We start from the raw sequence: 19,092 nt of genomic DNA, 5'->3' as shown, positions 1-19,092 counted from the left end.
TTGTTGATAAAATGTCCTCTATCATGGAATAGGAAAGAATGAGAATCCTTAGTAGAGGTGGAAATCATGTTCGGATTGGGCAAAAAGGCCAAGAAATTGGACTCACACGATATGCTGATCATCAAGACGGAAGAAGGAAAGCGCCATTTCTACCAAGTGACGTTTCCAAGCGTGGTCGGCAACGATATCGTAAGCATGCTGGAAAAGCTGCAAAAATCGAAGTACAACAAGCCGGAATTTCTTGGGGAAATCGGCGGATTCCATATCATTACCTATATTGAAGGCCTGATGTCCGTAGAGGTGAAGGACGAGAACGATCTGGAAGCGCATCCGCTGCCAATCCAGGACTTCGCAAACGTGCTCTTGCGCCGACTGGAAGCGCTTGAGGAGAGCGGCAAGCTGGAAGAATCCGATGATACGGCCTTTTTCATGGGCGAGCTGACGATGCTTCGCGATGGCAGCTTTGTGCCGCAGCAGTAAGGAAAAGACGATTGCAGCAGTATCTGTTTTGGTTTACAATATTTTTGTAAAGGTAAACCCAACGGGAAAAAATCAAACATTCCACGAATTTCCGCAAAAGAATCTTTTTGAATGATCTCTTGGATAGTGAGTGGAATGTTTTTTTACCCAAAAATAATGAATGACCATTCATTCATGAGGCGAAAAGGGAGGGTATTACTCGATGGAACGCAAAATTCGCAAAGCTGCCGTAATCGGCTCCGGCGTGATGGGTGCAGGCATTGCCGCGCATCTGGCAAACGTGGGGATTCCAACGTATCTGCTGGACATCGTGCCGACAGAGCTGACTCCGGACGAAACCAAAAATGGCTTGACGCTGGAGAGTCCCGCCGTACGCAATCGCATCGCCCAGACGGGCAAGGAGCGGCTGCTGAAGGAGAAGCCGGCCCCGCTTGCGGTTAAGGAAAACTTGCAGCTGATCACGGTGGGCAATCTGGAAGACCATCTATCGTATTTGGGAGATGCAGACTGGATCATTGAGGTTGTGGTTGAAAAGCTTGATGTGAAGAAGCATGTTTTTGCCTTAGTCGAGGCGCATCGCAAGCCAGGTTCCATCGTTTCCTCCAATACGTCCGGGATCTCCGTCAATGCGATGGTGAAGGGGCGTTCCGCGGAGTTCGCCGCGCATTTTCTCGGGACGCACTTTTTTAATCCCCCACGTTATCTGAAGCTTCTGGAGATTATCCCAAGCGATGCGACATCGCCCGAGATTGTTTCCTTCATGATGCAATTCGGGGAAAACGTGCTGGGCAAAGGCACGGTGCTGTGCAAGGATACGGTCAACTTCATCGCCAACCGGATTGGTACATACGGCATGCAGGTCACGCTGCATGAAATGCTCCGGCTCGGGCTTACGGTGGATGAAGTGGATGCGCTGACAGGCCCGGTGATCGGCCGCCCGAAAAGCGCGACGTTCCGCACGTTTGATGTGGTCGGCCTGGACACATACGCACATGTGGCCACCAATGTCCGCCAAAACAGCAAGGAGCCCGAGGATCAGAAGATGTTCGAGCTGCCGGCATTCCTGCAACAGCTGGTGGCAAACCGCTGGCTGGGACAAAAGACGGGACAAGGCTTTTATAAACAGGTGAAAACCGCGCAAGGCAAGGAAATCTTGACGCTTGATACCAATACACTAGAATATCGCCCGCGCGAAAAGGTGTCGTTCCCGTCATTGGACGCTGCCAAAACCGCAAAAGGGCTTCCGGAAAAACTGAAAACGCTCGTGTACGGAAAAGATCCCGGCAGCGAGTTTTTGTGGAATTCGTTCAAAAAAGTGCTGCTCTACGCTGCGGCTCGCGTGCCTGAAATTGCGGATGATATCGTCTCCGTCGACCGTGCGATCAAGTGGGGCTTCGGTTGGGAGCTGGGCCCGTTTGAAACATGGGATGCCATCGGGGTGGAGAAGTCGGTGGCCCGGATGCGCGAGGAAGGCGAAACCATTCCGCCGTTGGTGGAAGAGCTGCTCGCCAGCGGCAAAACGTCGTTTTACGAAAAAGCGGCGGGAGAGGTCCACGCTTTCACTGTCGGCGGACGCTATGCAAAAGTGGAGGAATCGGACAAAAAAATCAATTTGGCAGCCTTGAAGGAACAGGGCAAGCTGATCAAAAAAAATGCGGGTGCCGCACTGATCGATCTGGGCGATGGGGTCGCCTGCCTGGAATTCACCTCTCCCAACAACGCGCTCGGCATGGATATTTTGCAGTTGGCCAATTATGCGGCAGATGAAGTGGAGCGCAATTTTACCGGGCTTGTCATCGGCAATCAGGGCAAAAACTTTTGTGTCGGCATGAATTTGGCAATGGCGCTGCTTGAAGTGCAGGACGACAATCTGCTTGAGCTTGACCTGCTTGTTCGCAATTTTCACAAGCTTCAGGCCCGGTACCGTTCGATGCATCGCCCGGTTGTCGCAGCGCCGTTCGGCATGACATTGGGCGGGGGTGTGGAGGTTTGCTATCTGGCGGACCGTATCCAGGCATCGCCGGAGACGTACATGGGCTTGGTCGAGGTCGGCGTCGGGCTGCTTCCGGCAGGCGGCGGTACGAAGGAGCTGTTGTTCCGCGCGATGGAGCATGTACCGGAGGGCGGGACGGTTCCGGTTGATCCATTCCCGTTCGTCGCGCGCGCCTTTGAAAACATCGCGATGGCAAAAGTGTCGACAAGCGGCGAGGAGGCAAAACAGCTGGGGTACATGCGTGCAAACGACCAGGTCAGCGTCAACCCGGATCATCTGCTCTACGATGCGAAACAGCTGGTGCTTGCGATGGATCGGGAAGGCTACAAGCCGCAAGCGCCGCGCAAAATCCGCGTGATCGGCGAGTCGGGCTATGCCAACCTGCGGGCCAGCATTCGCGGGATGAAGCTTTCCGGCTATATCAGCGATCATGATGAGCTGGTTGCGTCGAAAGTGGCGTACGTCATGTCAGGCGGCAGCGTACCGGCGGGCACCGAGGTGACGGAGAGCTACATTCTCGAGTTGGAGCGGAAAGCGTTCCTGGAGCTGCTGCAGCAGCCCAAATCACAGCAGCGGATGCAGCACATGCTGGCAAAAGGCAAGCCATTGCGCAACTAAAGGAGGAGAGAGGATATGAGAGAGGCAGTCATTGTAGCCGGCGCGCGCACCGCTGTCGGCAAAGCGAAGCGGGGGAGCCTGAAAGATGCGCATCCGGTCGATTACGGAGCAGCGGTCATTCAGGAATTGCTCCGCCGCACGCCCCAGCTGGACCCGTCGCAGGTGGAAGATGTGATCATCGGCAACGCGGTGCCGGAAGCGGAGCAAGGGATGAATTTTGCCAGGCTGATCGCGATGCGCTCCGGGCTGCCGACCAGCGTGGCGGGCATTACGATCAACCGTTTCTGCTCGTCTGGCCTGCAGTCGATCGCGTACGCGGCGCATCAGATTTTGGCCGGCTCCTCCGACGTCGTGATCGCCGGCGGTGTGGAAAGCATGAGCTTGCTGCCGATGGCCGGACACAAACTCGCGTTTAACCCGACGCTGATGGAGACGATGCCGGATTTGTACAATAGCATGGGCCATACGGCGGAAGCGGTGGCGAATCGATATGGGGTAACCCGCGAGGACCAGGACGCCTTTGCGGTCGAAAGCCACCGCAAGGCAGCGGCGGCGATTGCATCAGGCAAATTTAAAGACGAGATCGTGCCGTTTCCGGTCAAAAACGTGCAGGTGGATGAACAAGGAAATGTGCGGGTGAAGGAATACCTGTTTGATACGGATGAGGGTGTGCGGCCCGAAACATCGATGGAAGGTCTCGCCAAGCTGAAGCCGGCTTTCCATGTAAAAGGCTCGGTGACCGCCGGCAACTCCTCGCAAACGAGCGATGGCGGGGCCGCGGTCATCGTGATGGAAGCCAGCAAGGCGGCGCAGCTCGGAATCAAGCCGATTGCCAAATTCCGCTCTTTTGCAACAGGCGGCGTCGATCCCGATGTGATGGGAATCGGCCCTGTGGTGGCCATTCCGAAAGCGCTCAAAATCGCGGGTCTGACGCAGGATGATATCGATTTGATTGAGCTGAACGAAGCGTTCGCTTCCCAGGCTGTCGCCGTCATCCGCGAACTGGGGCTTAACCCGGACATCGTCAACGTCAACGGCGGTGCGATCGCGCTTGGGCATCCGCTCGGCTGCTCGGGTGCCAAATTGACCGTGTCGATGCTAGGCGAACTGAAACGTCGCGGCGGCAAATACGGTCTGGTGACGATGTGCGTTGGCGGCGGTATGGGAGCTGCTGGCGTTTTTGAAATGATCGATTAATCGAGAAAGGGAGAGAAGAACGATGGCAGAGACGACCAAAAATGTAATTCGCGGCGGCAGCTTTTTGCTTGATTCCGGCACGTATGACGATGTGTTTACCCCGGAGGAGTTTACGGAAGAGCACAGAATGTTTGCCAAAACGACGGAAGATTTTATCGTGAATGAAGTGGTACCTCAACTGGAACAGATCGAACACCATCAGTTTGACATTACGGTTCGTCTGCTGAAAGAAGCGGGGGAGCTTGGCCTGCTGGGCGTCGATGTCCCGGAAAAATACGACGGGCTGAACCTCGACAAGCTCAGCTCGGCATTGATTACGGAAAAGTTCGCGCGCGGCCGCGGCTTTGCGATCAGCTTTGGCGCTCACGTGGGCATCGGGTCGCTGCCGATCGTTTATTTCGGCAATGAGGACCAGCGAAGCCGCTATCTGCCCGATCTGGCGACAGGACGCCGACTGGCCGCTTATTGCTTGACGGAGCCTGGCTCCGGCTCGGACGCATTGGGCGCAAAAACAACGGCAAAGCTGTCCGCTGACGGCAAGCATTACGTGCTGAACGGCGAGAAGCAATGGATTACCAATGCCGGATTCGCGGACGTGTTCGTGGTGTACGCCAAAATCGATGGAGAGCATTTCACTGCTTTCATCGTGGAGCGCGACTTCCCGGGCGTTTCCTTCGGCGCGGAAGAGAAAAAGATGGGGATCAAAGGCTCGTCTACGCGCACGGTGATTTTGCAGGATGTGCCGGTTCCGGTGGAAAACTTGCTGGGGGAACCGGGCAAGGGGCATCATATCGCGTTCAACATTTTGAATATCGGCCGCTACAAGCTGGCGGTGGGCGCGGTCGGTTCCGCCAAACGCGCGCTGGAGCTGGCGACCACCTATGCGAAGGAGCGCAAGCAGTTCAAAACGCCGATCGCCAACTTCTCGCTGATTCAAAACAAGCTGGCGAATATGGCGATCAAGGTTTATGCAGCGGAAAGCTCGGTTTACCGGACCGTCGGCATGTTCGAGACAGCGCTTTCGGCCTTGGGCGAAAAAGTGGAAGACGGGAAAGAGGCGCTGAAAGCGATCGCGGATTATGCGATCGAATGCTCGATTAACAAGGTGTTTTGCTCCGAAGTGCTTGATTATTGCGTCGATGAAGGCGTGCAAATTCACGGCGGCTACGGCTTCATGTCCGAGTACGAAATCGAAGGGCTGTACCGCGATTCGCGGATCAACCGGATTTTTGAGGGAACCAATGAGATCAACCGCTTGCTGATCCCCGACATGCTGGTGAAAAAGGCGATGAAGGGCGAGCTGCCATTGATGAAGGCTGCGATGGGGCTGCAGGAGGAGCTGATGAGCTACTATCCGTCCGAAATCGAGGATGCGCCATTGGCTTTGGAAAAGCATCTGATCGACATGACCAAAAAAATCATCCTGATGGTCGCGGGCTCTGCCTTGATGAAATACCAGCAGGCGCTGTCCAGCGAGCAGGAGCTTTTGGCGTTGTCCGCCGACATGCTGTCAGAGCTGTACGCGATGGACAGCGTCGTGAAGCGGACGGAAAAGGCGATTGCCAAAAATGGCGTGGCGGCTGCACAGGCGAAGCTCGATTTGACCGTGGCGTTTGTCAGCGATTCGTTCGACAAGGTGGAAGCGATGGCGAAGGAAGCGTTGGCGGCAATGGAAGAAGGCGACAACCTGCGCATGCGCCTCGGTATCTTGAAGAAGCTGACAAGGAGAAATCCCGTCAACACCATTCAGTTGAAACGCCAAATCGCAGCTCGTGTGATCGAAGCGGATGGGTATGTGCTGTAAAAAGGCGGAAGCTGTGGCATTGGCCATGACGTTCTGCAAGGAAAAAAGAGACGTCCGTCGAGAGCGGAACGTCTCTTTTTGATCGTCTGAACGGATCAGTAATAGGGGGATGAATAATAGGGGCTCTCGTAATAATCCGGGTAGCCGTACGGAACGTATGGATAGAAGCCGCCAAAGAAAAAGGGGCTGTGGCGCTCAAAGAACGGTGATTCCCGGAATCCTCTGCGGAATCCGTCGTGAAAGCCGCGTCCACTCTCGAATCCTCCATGAAAACCCCTGTGAAAGCCGCCGTGTCCGCCATGGCGAACCTGCTGGATTTTTTTCGATGATGATGCATGTATGGGCGATTCGCGATGTGGCCTGCAATATGAGGAGCATGGGTCATAGCATTTTCTCCGCTTTCTGGACAAGTCGATTCCCTCCCCGCCAAGTATACTGTATGGATATGAGTGGAGGGGCATTCGTGACTGGACGAATTGCCCCGGTAAAATGCGGAGTAGAGCGCGCATGCAAAAAGGCTGTCAACCTATGCAGGTTACAGCCTTTTTTTGTTGGCGATCGGAATTAGTAGATGGCTTCCCAACCTGCTGGAGTCACGAACAGGCGGATCGCTTTGATTTTGCGGTCATCCATCAATTTGAAGTAGTGACGATAGTAGGATGGTACGGAGATCAAGTCGCCCGGTTCCATTTCAACGTCGAAATAACGGTCGTCCTTGCCTTTGATGGCGAAAATACCGTGGCCGTCTACGCAGAAGCGGCATTCATCGTCTGTGTGGTGATGTTCGCCTTTGAATTTTTCCAACAGCGCGTCCAGGTTCGGGGTCTGGTCGGAAAGCACGATGATGTCAGCCGTTTTGTAGTCGCGGCGCGCGCTGATGTCGGCGATCTCCTCTTTGAAAGCATCGAGGATTGCTTGTTTTTCTTCCTCAGTCGGGCTGTAGTTGTCGCGCAGGTTGTTGTCCAGACGGTCAACGCCCCAATGTTCATAAATGACTTCCTGTGTCGCGAGGAAATCGACGACTGCCTGACCTGTCAAATACTCGTTGTTGTCGTGAAAACGTACTTTTGCCATGGGTGAAGACCTCCTTTTATTTTACAGATAAGAATGTTTGAAAAATTCTTATCCGGGATAAGCGTGACTGTGGCTCCGCCAAGGGTGTGGCGGAACCAAGTCTTACTAATACAGATCGGAATCTGAAACGATCCCGATCCAGCATAAGTGCGACTAAGGTTCCGCAAAAGGCGCGGAACCAAGTCTTACTAATACAGATCGGAATCTGAAACGATCCCGATCCAGCATAAGTGCGACTAAGGTTCCGCAAAAGGCGCGGAACCAAGTCTTACTAAAATGTAGCTGAAACCGTCTGCTTTTGCACGGCCTGGCTGAGCTGCAGCCAGCGCAGGTGGTACTCAAACAGGAATTCAAAAGATTCCAGATGGCGTTTCGCCTCGAAATCGTTGCCGCCCCACGCGTAAATCCCGTGATTGCGGATCAGAACACCTGGGATTTCGGGTGTAATCACTTTTTCGATCGCTTGGGCAAGCTTTGGAATGTCAGCGAAATTTTCTACAATCGGCACCGTGATCTGCGCGTTTTCTTCCCAGATGCCGAGCCCTTTGATCAGCTCCTGTCCTTGGATGCTGAAGGCGCGCTGGCCGAAATACAGCTCGGAGACGAGGTTGTTGCCCAAGGTATGAACGTGGAAGCAAGCTCCGGCATTCGGGATGTTTTTGTAGACGACCGCATGGATCAGCGTCTCCGCAGACGGCTTGAGCGTAGTCGCTTCAACCGGCTTGGCATCGCCGTCGACCAAAAGGTAGTCTTCAGGGGAGAGCTTGGTTTTGTCTTTGCCGCTCGCGGTAACCGCGAAGGTCAGGGGCGAATCGGACAGCTTGATGGACAAGTTGCCGCTCGTTCCAGGGAACCAGTCGCGCTTGGCGAAAGTCAGCTTGGCTTCATCAAGGCGTCTGAATGCATCGATTTTGCTTTCCAAAGTGATGGACATGTGTTCACACCTCTATTTCTTCAGTTGAGTGATGTCTTGCAGTATTTCAATCACGTCGTGGAACGTGGTGAATGGACGGTAGGGCAGTCCCAGCTCTTCGCATTTTTTCTCCAGGAACGAGCGGGCAATGACGAAATCGGCGATTTTGGCGCCGGCCAAATCGGTGATGGAGTCGCCGATCACGACGCGGTAATAGTCATCGGCCGAGTAGCTGCGGATAATCGTTGTTTTGCACATGCCGCATTCGTTCGAGCAATGTTCGTCACATGCATGCGGCCACGTGATCGTGATGGTTTCACCGGAAAAATCGCTATCATTGCAGTAAATGGGGTTTTTCAGCTGGAATGGCGCCAAGATCGGATGAACGAAAAAGTCGATGCCGCCGCTGGTGATCAACAGCTCGATGCCGGTGTCCTCGCAAAAACGGACGAACTCGGCGAAGCCGGGGCGGATCTTGGCTTCCGCTACGATATAGTCGACGATTTCCTGGCGGAGCGAGGAGGGGAGCAGCGTAAACAGTTTGCCTACCCCCGCGCGAACGCTGATCTCCTGTCCCAGGATGCGCTGTGTCAGCTCTTCCCATTCCGGCGGAGCAAAGCGGCGCATGATCGCCACGATGTTGTCTTTTTCGGTGATGGTGCCGTCAAAGTCACAAAACAGAACGAGTTTTTTGCCCATGGATTATTTCCCTCCCCATTTGGCCAACGCGAGGGAAAGCTCCTCGGAATCTTGCGCGGCGTCAGCCAGCGTGCGGCCTTGGACCGCTGCGGCGATCGCGTCGACAAATGCTTTCGCGCCTGCTGTCGCACCGCCCGGGTGGCCGTGGATTCCGCCCCCGGCATTGACCACCTGGTCGACGCCGAAATCGGCGAACAGCTGCGGTACCAGTCCCGGATGAATGCCTGCGGAAGGCACAGGGAACGGCCGCTTGAGCGTAACCGATGGATGGAGGAGATTTTGCGCAAGCTGCAGCGCTTCTGTTTTGTCTAACGCGACATTGCCATATGGCGACGGGAACAAGACGAGGTCAGCGCCAGCCAGCCGCATCAGCTTGCCCAACAGCAGCGGCGTCGCGATGCCGTAGTCGGGAGACGGATAAAACGCACCGGCAAGCGCGGGATGCGCCATGATCGGCACGGTCACATCAGGATCGGCTGCCAAACGGTGCAGGACATCGAAGCCAAACGCCAGCACGTTGAACAGCAGGCAATCGGCGCCTGCTTCAACGGCTTGCTTGGCGCGGTCGATCAGCTGGTGAACAGGGCCGGTCAAGTTCGCCGCATACAGCACTTTTTTGCCGGTGGATTGCTCCACGTCGCGGGCGATCTCGCCAAAAGCCTGAATGCGCGTCAGGAAAGGCGCTTTCTCATCGGCGAAAAAGATTTCGTCATCCTTCACCAGATCGAGTCCACCCATCGCTTGTGCGCGGAATTGCGTTTTCAAGTCATCAAATGGCATGCCGAGGCACGATTTGAAAATGCTCATCAAGAGCGGTCGGTCATAGCCGCGCGTCGCTTCACGGATACCTTCAATCCCGTATTTCGGACCCGGGAAGAGGGAGGAGAAGCTGTCGGGGAACTGAATATCGACCAGCTTGATTTTGCCATCCATCGACAATTTCCCAAATATTCCGGTCAGTAAAGACGGAATATCGGGCGTAAAATTGCGCGTCGGATAGCTGATGGTCACCAAACCGCGCGTTTCGCCGGACTCCAGCACGGAAAGCGGAGTCACATCGACTGCCTCGCCCAAATACGGACGCAGCTCCTCTTGCTTCGCAGCCGGCACATCTGTCCAGGAACCGACCGTCATTCCTACGGCGATCCCTTCGGCTTTTTTGCGCAGGTCTTTCGCTTGGGTCAAATATGTGACAAGGATGCGATCTTGATTCATCCAGGCAAACCTCCTTCAGACGGAAAGTCAACTCGTGTATCATTTGCTTGGCTGAGCGGGAATAAGCGTTTTTGGCAGAAAAAAAACCTCCCGTTGTCAGAGGGAGGCGGCTTTTGTTCCGTCTACTCCTCTCATCACTCAGAGACGAAACTTATGTCTCTGCAGGAATTAGCACCGTTGCGCAGCCTGTATGATCAGACATGCACATGGTTGCCGGGCGTCAAAGGGCCAGTCCCTCAGCCAGCTCACGATAAGAGTGTACAATATATCGCATAAAACAACCACTTTCAAACGTGTTTTATGCCAACCGAAAGCGGTCGAATTTGTGTCCAAAAAGAGCGCTTTTTCAAAAAAAGCATACTGATTCTCACATCATATGATGAGTACGCAAGGGAGTCAATATACAATTTAGGGATTGACACCAATTTATGCACAGAGTATGATTCGACGTATATGCAAGCGTACAACCCAACTGAATAACAATGGATACCTTATCCAGAGGTGGTGGAGGGACTGGCCCGATGAAACCCAGCAACCGACATGACGGAGCGATCCGCATGCACGGTGCTAATTCCTGCAGAAATACGTTCATTCTGGAAGATAAGGGGGAGCATAATCATGGTTACCACTTCGACAAGCGACCTCTTTTCCTCGGAAAAGAGGTCTTTTTTGCAATCGTTGTCCCGCGCCTGGTGTGAGCAAGTTTGGGCGGAGCATAAGTATTTGGTGATGGCGAAATCGTACCGCTGCTACCAGGACATTGCCAAAGCGTTCAAAGCCCAGATCGAGCGTGAGAAAACATCGGGGAATCGATGTTGGTCGGTTTTTACGGAGGAGCTGTCGGCGTTTTTGACGCAAGTGCGCGCACTGCCTGAAGATGAGGGCAATGCCCGCAATGCGCTGTTGCATGCTTTTGGCCATCTGAGCAGCAAGCTGTCCGCTGAAGAGCGGGACGAATGGCTCCGATTGGTGGAGACGGATTTGAAGCTGGCCAATGAACGGTTGTTCTTGCTCGCGATGGAGCATGGGGATGACTATTTGCAGCAATCGCGGCTGTTTGCACCGGATGTTCCCTTGGCGAATGTGTGGGTGCGCTGCAAAGGCGAAAGCTGGTTCATCCACCAAAAGGAAGCCGGCTGGGAAGTCCTTTCACCGCAGGAGGTGGGGGCCGAGCTGGGCAGCCATCGCGTCGATCGGCTGGCGCACTTCCGGCTTGCCGCGCAATTGGGCAATCTGGTCCAGCTGCTGACGCTGTATCAGGAAGTTGTAAATGAAACCGAGCCGTTGGTGACGGTCGATCAAGATAAACGATAATTTCAAGTGACTGCGAGGAGGACATAACAAATGGCATACCGTGCATTAACCGAACAAGAGGCAGTTGAATATGTTCGCAATCTCCCGAATCTTTTTGCTACTGGCGCGAAGCTCGCCAGCCATGAAATCGGGGACGGCAACCTGAATCTGGTTTTTAATATTCGCGATGAGGAAGGCGGCAAAAGCGTAATCGTCAAACAGGCATTGCCGTACGCCCGCGTCGTCGGGGAATCGTGGCCGCTTACGCTGGATCGGGCCCGCATCGAGGCGGAGGCGCTGCAAATCCAGTATAAACTTGTACCGGAACTTGTCCCGCACGTGTATCATTATGATGCGGAGCTTGCGCTGACGGTGATGGAAGATTTGAGCGATCATATCATCATGCGCAAAGGCTTGATCGCCAAAAACCGCTATCCGCTGTTCGCCAAGCACATCGGCCGCTTCCTGGCCCACACGCTTTTTTACACATCCGATATCGGTGCGCATCCGTATGAGAAGAAAGCGCTCGTCGGTTCGTTCATCAATCCGGAGCTGTGCAAAATTACAGAGGATTTGGTATTCACCGATCCATACGAGGATGCGCCGACCAACAACTTCAATCCGCTGATCCGCCCAGAGGTCGAAGCCATTTGGCACAATGCGCCGCTGAAGCGCGAAATCGCCAAATTGAAATACGGTTTCCTCACGCGCGCAGAAGCGCTGTTGCATGGCGACCTGCATACAGGTAGTATTTTTGTAACGGAAACGAGCACAAAGGTCATCGATCCGGAGTTCGCTTACTACGGTCCGCTCGGCTTTGACATCGGTGCCGTGTTTGCCAACTTGCTGCTCAATTACGCAGCGCAGCACGGTTTGGCCAAGGATGACGAGGAACGCGAAAGCTATCGTGCCTATTTGCTCGAAACCGTTGAAGATGTTTGGAGCGAATTCGTTTCGCAATTCGTTCAATTGTGGCACAAGCAGGCGAAGGAACGAAGCGCGCACGTGGAAGGTTTTTGGCAAGACTATGTCAAAAATGTGCTGCAGGATGCAGTCGGTTATGCGGGTTGCAAAATGCTGCGCCGCGTGATCGGGCTGGCTGGCGTCGCCGATCTGAACACAATTGAATCGGATGAGGTCCGTGCGGAAGCGGAACGACTGGCATTGGCGATCGGGCAGGCGCTGATTTTGGAGCGCACCCAAGTGGCGGAAGCGACAGACATCACGGCGATCGTAAACAAGACGGTGAGCTTGGTGCATAGCTAACCGGCAACAAGAATCAATCAGGAGGCTGTAAACATGACGTTATCGGAACAGTTGGTCCCGCTGAAGTGGGCTGACGATCGTTTATATCTGCTCGACCAGACACGGTTGCCAGTGGAGACGATCTATCTGGAACTGACCAAAATCAAGGAAGTATGGGAGGCAATCCGGCATCTGCAAGTTCGCGGCGCGCCTGCGATCGGCATGGCAGCGGCATACGGCGTGTACCTGGGCATTCGCGGCAGCGAAGCGGCAAGCTATGAAGCAATCCAGGCGGAAGCGATCGAGCATGCCGATTATTTGGCGACGTCCCGTCCGACAGCGGTCAATCTTTTTTGGGCGCTCGACCGGATCAAGGAGCGCTTAGCGCGCGAAGCGGGTAAAGCGCCGGAGGAAGTAAAAGCGGCCGTTCTGGAAGAAGCGTTGGAAATCCAGCGCGAAGACGAGGCGGTGTGCAAGCAGATCGGGGAAAACCTGCTGACGCTGCTCGAAGACGGCATCGGCGTTTTGACCCACTGCAACCCGGGCGCATTGGCTACGGCAGCGTACGGAACCGCAACCGCACCGTTTTACTTGGCAAAGCAGCGCGGCTGGAATTTGAAAGTGTATGCGGATGAAACCCGTCCTGTGCTGCAAGGGGCGCGCCTGACCGCGCTTGAGCTGCAAAAGGCAGGCGTGGATGTGACGCTGATCTGCGACAACATGGCTGGCATGGTCATGTCGCAAGGGAAAGTGCAGGCCGTGATCGTGGGAACAGACCGCGTGGCTGCCAACGGCGATGTCGCGAACAAAATCGGTACCTACAGCGTAGCGGTTTTGGCTAAGGCGCATAACATCCCGTTTTATGTCGCGGCGCCGCTGTCGTCCATCGACTTGAATACGCCGACCGGCGCAGAGATCCCGATCGAGGAGCGTCCGGCGGAGGAGATCACCCACGGCTTGGGCAAACAGGTTGCACCAACCGGGATCAAGGTTTACAACCCTGCATTTGACATCACGCCTGCGAGCTACATTACGGCGATCGTAACGGAGAATGGCATTTACAAACCGGAAGAGATCGGCAACAGCAAAAAATAAGAGCAGCGAGTCAAACAAGAACCGCCTTTGTCCATAACGGAAAAGGCGGTTTTTTTGACATTTATGCATGATGTTTTCCGATCGTCTCGAATTCCATATCTGCGACTTTTCGGTTGACGAATTTGAGCTTGTCCTTCATCTCAGCCAGTTCGCCCAGCAACAGGCGGTCGCGCGTCTGGTGTTCGAGGCGTAACTCCCGCTGCTCTTGCAGCAATGTCAGCTGGTTCGACTCAAAGATGTCGGCACGCAATTGAAGCTGTTTGACATCCGATTTCAACTGGGCCATATCGGTTTGTAACAAGGAAACATCGGCTTTTACCTGGGCCATATCAGTTTGCAATATGGCGACGTCGGTTTTCAACTGTTCGACGTCGGTCTGCAACTGCTTGACGTCGGTTTTCAACTGCTCGACGTCGGTCTTCAACTGCTTGATGTCGGTCTTTACCTCTCGCACATCGGTCCGCAGCCCTTTCAGTTCTCCCAAAATCTCCAGCAGCATCTGCTCCATCCGTTCAACTCCTTTACATGGCTTATGACCCATGTTACCATATTCGACAATATTTTGATATTTCCATCCGAAATAAAGAGGGTGTGCACAGTGAGAGAAATACCTTTGTTTGAGCATGCTTGTCTCAAGCCATTGCTGGTAGAGGATGCGGTCGAGATGTTTACGGCGATCGACAGCAATCGCATTCACCTGCGCGAGTGGCTGCCATGGGTGGATGACACCAAAGTTGTCGAGGACACGGTCGAGTTCATCACGCTTACGCTGGAACAAAAAGCACGGAATCAAGGGATTCATTTTGGTATATGGTATAAAGGAAGGCTGGCCGGAACGTTGGGCGTCCACCGCATCGATTGGCATAATGGCAAGACGACGATGGGCTATTGGCTGACCGAATCTTTTCAAGGAAAAGGATTGATGACGTCCGCCGTCATTGCTTATATGAGAGAATACATTTTCGGCGTCTGGCAGCTCAACAAGCTGGAGATTCATGCGGCAACGCAAAATTCGAGGAGCAGGGCGATTCCTGAACGGCTGGGCTTCCATCAGGATGGCGTCTTGCGTCAAAACGAATACTTGAACGGACGTTACGTGGACCATGTCGTGTATAGCCTGGTGGCGGAGGAATGGCAGCGCAATTATACAAAAAATTTGGATTGACAGGAAAATTTCGTTAACTTACGATAGAAAAGTCAGCGAACCGAACGTACGTACTCAAAAAGGGCTGCGGATAGAACGCAACCCTTTTCTATTCGGCAACCGATTGAGGTGGAGTAACACGGTTGCCGAGTCGGAATGGTTCGGATAAACGAATGAAACGTTACGTGGCAGGGAGAGGGTAATTTGCAAACGTTGCAGCGGTTGGCCTGGTTTTTTCGCCGCCATGCCAAACGGTATGTGATCGGCGTTCTTTTAATCTTAGGGGTAGATGTGTTGATGTTGTGGCCGCCGCGCTTGATCGGCGAGGTGGTGGACTCGATCCGCAATGAAACGCTGACCGCAAGCTCATTGACACAGGCGCTTTTGCTGCTGGTCGGGATCGGGCTCATGCTGTATTTGATGCGCATCGGCTGGCGCCACTTTTTGTACGGCGGGTCGCTCCTTTTGGAAAGGACGCTGCGCGATCGGCTGTTTGGCCATTTGACGCGGATGACACCATCGTTTTTTCACCGCAGACGGACCGGCGATCTGATGGCGATCGCCACGAACGACATCCCGGCGATCGAGGTGACGGCTGGGATGGGCGTTTTGACGCTGGTCGATTCGCTGATGATGACACTGCTGACGCTCGGCGTCATGATTTTCACGATTGATTGGAAGCTGACGCTCGCGTCGCTATTGCCGATGCCATTTTTGGCTTGGTCGACCGCTTATTACGGCAGGCTGTTGCACGAGCGGTTTTACTTGTCGCAAGAAGCGTTCGGCAAAATGAACGACCATGTGCAGGAATCGGTGTCCGGCGTCCGCGTGCTGCGCTCTTTTGTGCAGGAGCAGGCGGATGTAGAAGCGTTTCAGCGTGTGAGCGAGGACACCTTGAAGAAAAACATCAATGTGGCGCGGATCGACGCGCTGTTTGAGCCGACCATCAACATCATCATCGGCTTCAGCTTTCTTATTGGGCTCGGCTTCGGTTCGATTCTGGTCATCTACAGCCAAATTTCATTGGGCGATCTGGTTGCATTTAATTTGTATTTGGGGCTTTTGATTTGGCCGATGTTTGCGTTTGGCTGGCTGATGAACATTTTGCAGCGGGGGAGCGCTTCGCTCAGTCGGCTGGAGGAGCTGTTTGCGCAGCAGCCGGACGTGGCGGAAGCGAAAGATGCCGTCGCACACGTGCCACCGGGAGAAATCCGCCTCGACGGGCTGACCTTCGCCTACCCCGACACGGAAAAAGCGGCATTGACCGACATCAGCTTCCGGTTGGCAAAGGGGGATACGCTCGGCATCGTAGGGCGTACAGGCAGCGGAAAGTCCACGTTGTGCCGCGTTCTCCTGCACCAATTCCCGCTTCAGAAAAACGCCGTTTTTATGAGCGGGATGCCGGTTGAAGAGATTTCATTTGAGGCGCTTCGCCAAAAGATTGCTTATGTTCCGCAGGAGCACCTGCTCTTTTCGCGGACGATCAAGGAAAACGTGGCTTTCGGCAAACCGGAGGCGACAGAGGCTGAAATCAAACATGCGTTGAGCCAGGCTGAAATGCTGCGAGACATCGAGCGGTTCCCGGCCGGCCTGCAAACGATGGTGGGGGAAAAGGGCGTGATGCTCTCCGGCGGACAAAAGCAACGGATTTCGATCGCCCGTGCGCTTTTGCCAGATGCGGAAGTGTTGATTTTGGACGATTCGCTCTCTGCGGTGGATGCGCGTACGGAAAAGAAAATTCTCGCTCACCTGCGTGCCGAACGAGCCGGAAAAACGACAATCATCACTGCGCATCGGCTGTCTGCCGTACAGCATGCGCAGGAAATTATCGTGCTGGATGAAGGGCGGATCGTGGAGAGAGGCACGCATGATCAGCTGATGGCCCAGGACGGCTGGTATGCCGAGCAATACCGCCGCCAGCAAATGGAGGAGCAGGTGGAAGGAGAGGAGAGCGCATGACAGGTCAAAGCGTATGGCGCAGGCTCGTGAGCTATGCCGTCCCGTTCCGCAAGCGGATCATGATTGCGCTGGTACTGCTGCTGCTGGGGACGAGCGCCGATCTGGCCGGCCCTTTTATCGCCAAAATCGCGATCGACAGCCACATCCTGAGCATCCAGAAAAATTGGTACCAGTTCGAGCAGCTCCCCGATGGAGAAGAGCCGCAAAGCGTGAAGGTGCAGCATCATATTCTGGTTCGCGAAGATTGGATCGACCCGCAAAAAGCCGTCAAGCTGGGCGGCAAGCCGGTGCAGATCATTACGGAGAAAACGGCCTATTATTTGCTGGATGGACCGCAGCCTGATGGGGGAGCGCCGCACATTCTCCCGCTGGCAGGAAGCGGTGCGTACCGCGTGGTCTTTGCCAAGCCTGGCGGGGGCGGGGCTGCAACGGAGATGGCGGCGGTTCGCCTGACCTCGGATGAAGTCAAGGCATTGTATAGTCACGATATTGGACCGCTGATCTACTTGACGATCGGGTATGGCGTGCTGATCCTGTTTTCCGCAGGGCTGAACTATATTCAGCTGCTGTCGCTGCAAACGACGGCACAGCGCATTATCCAGCGTCTTAGAATCGATATTTTTTCGCATCTGCAGAAGCTGCCGGTCTCCTATTTCGATAAAACGCCGACGGGGTCGCTCGTTTCCCGCGTCACCAACGATACGGAAGCGATTCGCGAGCTGTATGTGAGCGTGCTCGCCACTTTTGTTCAAAACACCGTATTTTTGCTGGGGATTTTGGTGGCGCTCTACATCATGCAGCCGATGCTGGCGCTGTTCTGCACGCTGCTTTTGCCGATTGTCGCCGTACTGGTGCTGACGTATCGACGCATCAGCACGCGTTACTACACGGTGATCCGCGCGCGCCTGGCTGACATGAATGCGACGATCAATGAAATGATTCAAAACATGGGCGTCGTGCAGGCGTTCCGCCGCGAACAAGATGTGGCGAAGGAATTCGCCGAGGTCAACGAAACGTATTACCGGACGAAATTGAAGGAGATGCGGCTAGAATCGTTCATGCTGCGTCCGGCGGTCGATTTTTTATGGAAGCTCTCCTTGGTCATCATCATCTGGTATTTCGGCTCACAGTCGTTTACAGACGTGATTTCATTCGGGGTGCTCTATGCGTTTGTCGATTATATGGGCCGTTTTTTCGAGCCGATCAATATGGTGATGGACCGTTTGTCACAGCTGCAGCAGGCGGTGATTTCCGCCAAGCGCGTGTTTGATGTCATGGATGCGCCGACAGAGACGGAGGAGAAGCGGGAGCGGATGGAGCGCCCGCGCGGCAAAGTCGTCTTTGACAACGTCTCCTTCGCCTACAACGATCAGGATTATGTGCTGAAAAATGTGTCGTTCACGGCGGAACCAGGCCAAACGATCGCGCTTGTCGGGCATACGGGCTCTGGAAAAAGCTCGCTGATGAATCTTTTGCTCGGCTTTTATCCCATCAACAAAGGCTGCATTGAAATCGACGGGCAAAATATAGCGGAGCTGGACCCGAAATCTTTGCGCGAGCACGTCGGCCTGGTACTGCAGGACCCGTTCTTGTTCACAGGCAGCGTTGGATTCAATATCAGGCTGTACAATCAGGGCATCGGGGACGAAAAGCTGCGCGAGGTCGCCAAGGCGGTAAAAGCCGACGCCTTCATCGAGAGGCTTGCAGCAGGTTATGACGAGCCGGTCGTCGAAAAAGGCGCGACGCTGTCAGCCGGACAGCGTCAGCTCATCTCCTTTGCGCGCGCATTGGCCGCCGATCCGGCTATTCTGATCTTGGATGAGGCCACGGCCAGCATCGACAGCGAGACGGAAGCGGTGATCCAGGAGGCGCTTCACGTGCTTTCCAGCGGACGGACGACGTTTATCATCGCGCACCGGCTCTCGACGATCCAGCATGCGGACCAGATCCTGGTGCTGTCTCGCGGAGAAATCGTCGAGCGCGGCACGCATGAAGAGCTGATGGAGCAAAATGGCGTTTACAATAAAATGTATCAGCTCCAGCAGGGGCAGGCGGCTAGCAAGGCGGTTGTGTAGCATTGGCTATGGCAGCCCCTAGAACAACCTACGGTAAAACGTCGTAACTTAATACAGTATCCCGTTCTTCTTGCCTGATGGATGTGTGTCCAATGCAAGCAGAGCGGGGTTTTTTTGCGGAAGCTCGCATTCTGGTAGATACAGCGGGCTTCTTTTTTTGATTGTAGGAACTGTCGACCGGCCGATTTACTCGTAGCCGGTCGGTTTTTTGCCAGCCAACACGTGGAGGGGCGGGGCGAGCTGCCAGAATGAGATATATATGATTTTTTACAGTGATCGCAAAAAATG

General features: G+C 54.4%; 16 protein-coding genes and 2 riboswitches. Of the genes, 10 read left to right on the top strand and 6 right to left on the bottom strand.

The genetic code is table 11. The annotated features are described in order from the left end of the window. The first annotated feature begins 66 nt into the window (after positions 1-66). The 4 genes from ACTID9_RS24645 (at position 67) to ACTID9_RS24630 (ending at position 6,092) form a co-directional block, all read left to right on the top strand. On the top strand, positions 67-480 hold the full coding sequence (locus tag ACTID9_RS24645; protein ID WP_441067661.1) for a hypothetical protein: 414 nt from the start codon (positions 67-69) through the stop codon (positions 478-480). Positions 481-682: 202 nt separating this feature from the next. Then, positions 683-3,091 (top strand): 3-hydroxyacyl-CoA dehydrogenase NAD-binding domain-containing protein, encoded by a 2,409-nt coding sequence (locus ACTID9_RS24640; RefSeq protein WP_441067659.1) that lies wholly within the window; start codon positions 683-685, stop codon positions 3,089-3,091. A 15-nt stretch (positions 3,092-3,106) separates the two neighbouring features. Then, positions 3,107-4,288: an acetyl-CoA C-acyltransferase gene (locus ACTID9_RS24635; RefSeq protein WP_441067657.1), complete on the top strand. Its 1,182-nt coding sequence runs from the start codon at positions 3,107-3,109 to the stop codon at positions 4,286-4,288. A gap of 22 nt (positions 4,289-4,310) precedes the next feature. Continuing rightward, a complete protein-coding gene (locus tag ACTID9_RS24630; protein ID WP_441067655.1) occupies positions 4,311-6,092 on the top strand; it encodes an acyl-CoA dehydrogenase family protein in 1,782 nt (593 codons plus the stop codon). Positions 6,093-6,187: 95 nt separating this feature from the next. On the opposite strand, the gene ACTID9_RS24625 is transcribed toward ACTID9_RS24630, so the two are convergent. The 5 genes from ACTID9_RS24625 to ACTID9_RS24605 all read right to left on the bottom strand — a co-directional run bounded on the left by ACTID9_RS24625 (position 6,188) and on the right by ACTID9_RS24605 (position 9,993). After that, entirely contained in the window at positions 6,188-6,409 is a 222-nt protein-coding gene (locus ACTID9_RS24625; RefSeq protein WP_441072727.1) for a hypothetical protein, read from the bottom strand. A 247-nt stretch (positions 6,410-6,656) separates the two neighbouring features. Continuing rightward, positions 6,657-7,166: a cupin domain-containing protein gene (locus ACTID9_RS24620; RefSeq protein WP_441067653.1), complete on the bottom strand. Its 510-nt coding sequence runs from the start codon at positions 7,164-7,166 to the stop codon at positions 6,657-6,659. Between the two features lie 271 nt (positions 7,167-7,437). Next, a complete protein-coding gene (locus tag ACTID9_RS24615; protein WP_441067651.1) occupies positions 7,438-8,100 on the bottom strand; it encodes a methylthioribulose 1-phosphate dehydratase in 663 nt (220 codons plus the stop codon). Positions 8,101-8,112: 12 nt separating this feature from the next. Continuing rightward, positions 8,113-8,778, bottom strand: coding sequence for a 2-hydroxy-3-keto-5-methylthiopentenyl-1-phosphate phosphatase (locus ACTID9_RS24610; RefSeq protein WP_441067649.1), 666 nt, complete (start codon positions 8,776-8,778; stop codon positions 8,113-8,115). Positions 8,779-8,781: 3 nt separating this feature from the next. Further along, entirely contained in the window at positions 8,782-9,993 is a 1,212-nt protein-coding gene (locus ACTID9_RS24605; RefSeq protein WP_441067647.1) for a 2,3-diketo-5-methylthiopentyl-1-phosphate enolase, read from the bottom strand. A gap of 128 nt (positions 9,994-10,121) precedes the next feature. Then, positions 10,122-10,250, bottom strand: a riboswitch (SAM riboswitch). A 231-nt stretch (positions 10,251-10,481) separates the two neighbouring features. Then, positions 10,482-10,600: riboswitch (SAM riboswitch) on the top strand. Between the two features lie 11 nt (positions 10,601-10,611). On the opposite strand from ACTID9_RS24605, the gene ACTID9_RS24600 reads away from it, so the two are divergent. Genes ACTID9_RS24600 through mtnA form a run of 3 tightly spaced genes read left to right on the top strand, consistent with a single transcriptional unit; the run spans position 10,612 to position 13,626 of the window. After that, positions 10,612-11,307: a DUF1722 domain-containing protein gene (locus ACTID9_RS24600; protein WP_441067646.1), complete on the top strand. Its 696-nt coding sequence runs from the start codon at positions 10,612-10,614 to the stop codon at positions 11,305-11,307. A 30-nt stretch (positions 11,308-11,337) separates the two neighbouring features. Then, positions 11,338-12,552, top strand: coding sequence for an S-methyl-5-thioribose kinase (gene mtnK / locus ACTID9_RS24595; protein WP_441067644.1), 1,215 nt, complete (start codon positions 11,338-11,340; stop codon positions 12,550-12,552). Between the two features lie 33 nt (positions 12,553-12,585). Continuing rightward, complete coding sequence (gene mtnA / locus ACTID9_RS24590; RefSeq protein ID WP_441067642.1) at positions 12,586-13,626, top strand: S-methyl-5-thioribose-1-phosphate isomerase; 1,041 nt, start codon at positions 12,586-12,588, stop codon at positions 13,624-13,626. 61 nt (positions 13,627-13,687) lie between these two features. On the opposite strand, the gene ACTID9_RS24585 is transcribed toward mtnA, so the two are convergent. After that, positions 13,688-14,134 carry a hypothetical protein gene (locus ACTID9_RS24585; protein WP_441067640.1) on the bottom strand — a complete coding sequence of 149 codons (447 nt, stop codon included), beginning with the start codon at positions 14,132-14,134 and terminating at the stop codon, positions 13,688-13,690. A 90-nt stretch (positions 14,135-14,224) separates the two neighbouring features. Here ACTID9_RS24585 and ACTID9_RS24580 point away from each other — a divergent pair, with 90 nt between their 5' ends. From ACTID9_RS24580 to ACTID9_RS24570, 3 genes are all read left to right on the top strand, one after another. Next, positions 14,225-14,791: a GNAT family N-acetyltransferase gene (locus tag ACTID9_RS24580; protein WP_441067638.1), complete on the top strand. Its 567-nt coding sequence runs from the start codon at positions 14,225-14,227 to the stop codon at positions 14,789-14,791. A 183-nt stretch (positions 14,792-14,974) separates the two neighbouring features. After that, complete coding sequence (locus ACTID9_RS24575; protein WP_441067636.1) at positions 14,975-16,729, top strand: ABC transporter ATP-binding protein; 1,755 nt, start codon at positions 14,975-14,977, stop codon at positions 16,727-16,729. After that, positions 16,726-18,804, top strand: coding sequence for an ABC transporter ATP-binding protein (locus ACTID9_RS24570; protein ID WP_441067634.1), 2,079 nt, complete (start codon positions 16,726-16,728; stop codon positions 18,802-18,804). The genes ACTID9_RS24575 and ACTID9_RS24570 overlap by 4 nt, the downstream gene beginning before the upstream one ends. Positions 18,805-19,092: the final 288 nt, after the last annotated feature.

Origin of the sequence: Brevibacillus fluminis, assembly GCF_052072235.1 — a bacterium.
Classification (GTDB): Bacteria; Bacillota; Bacilli; order Brevibacillales; family Brevibacillaceae; genus Brevibacillus_D; species Brevibacillus_D fluminis_A.
Note: the sequence above shows the minus strand (reverse complement) of the source record. Positions and strands in the feature narration are given on the sequence as shown.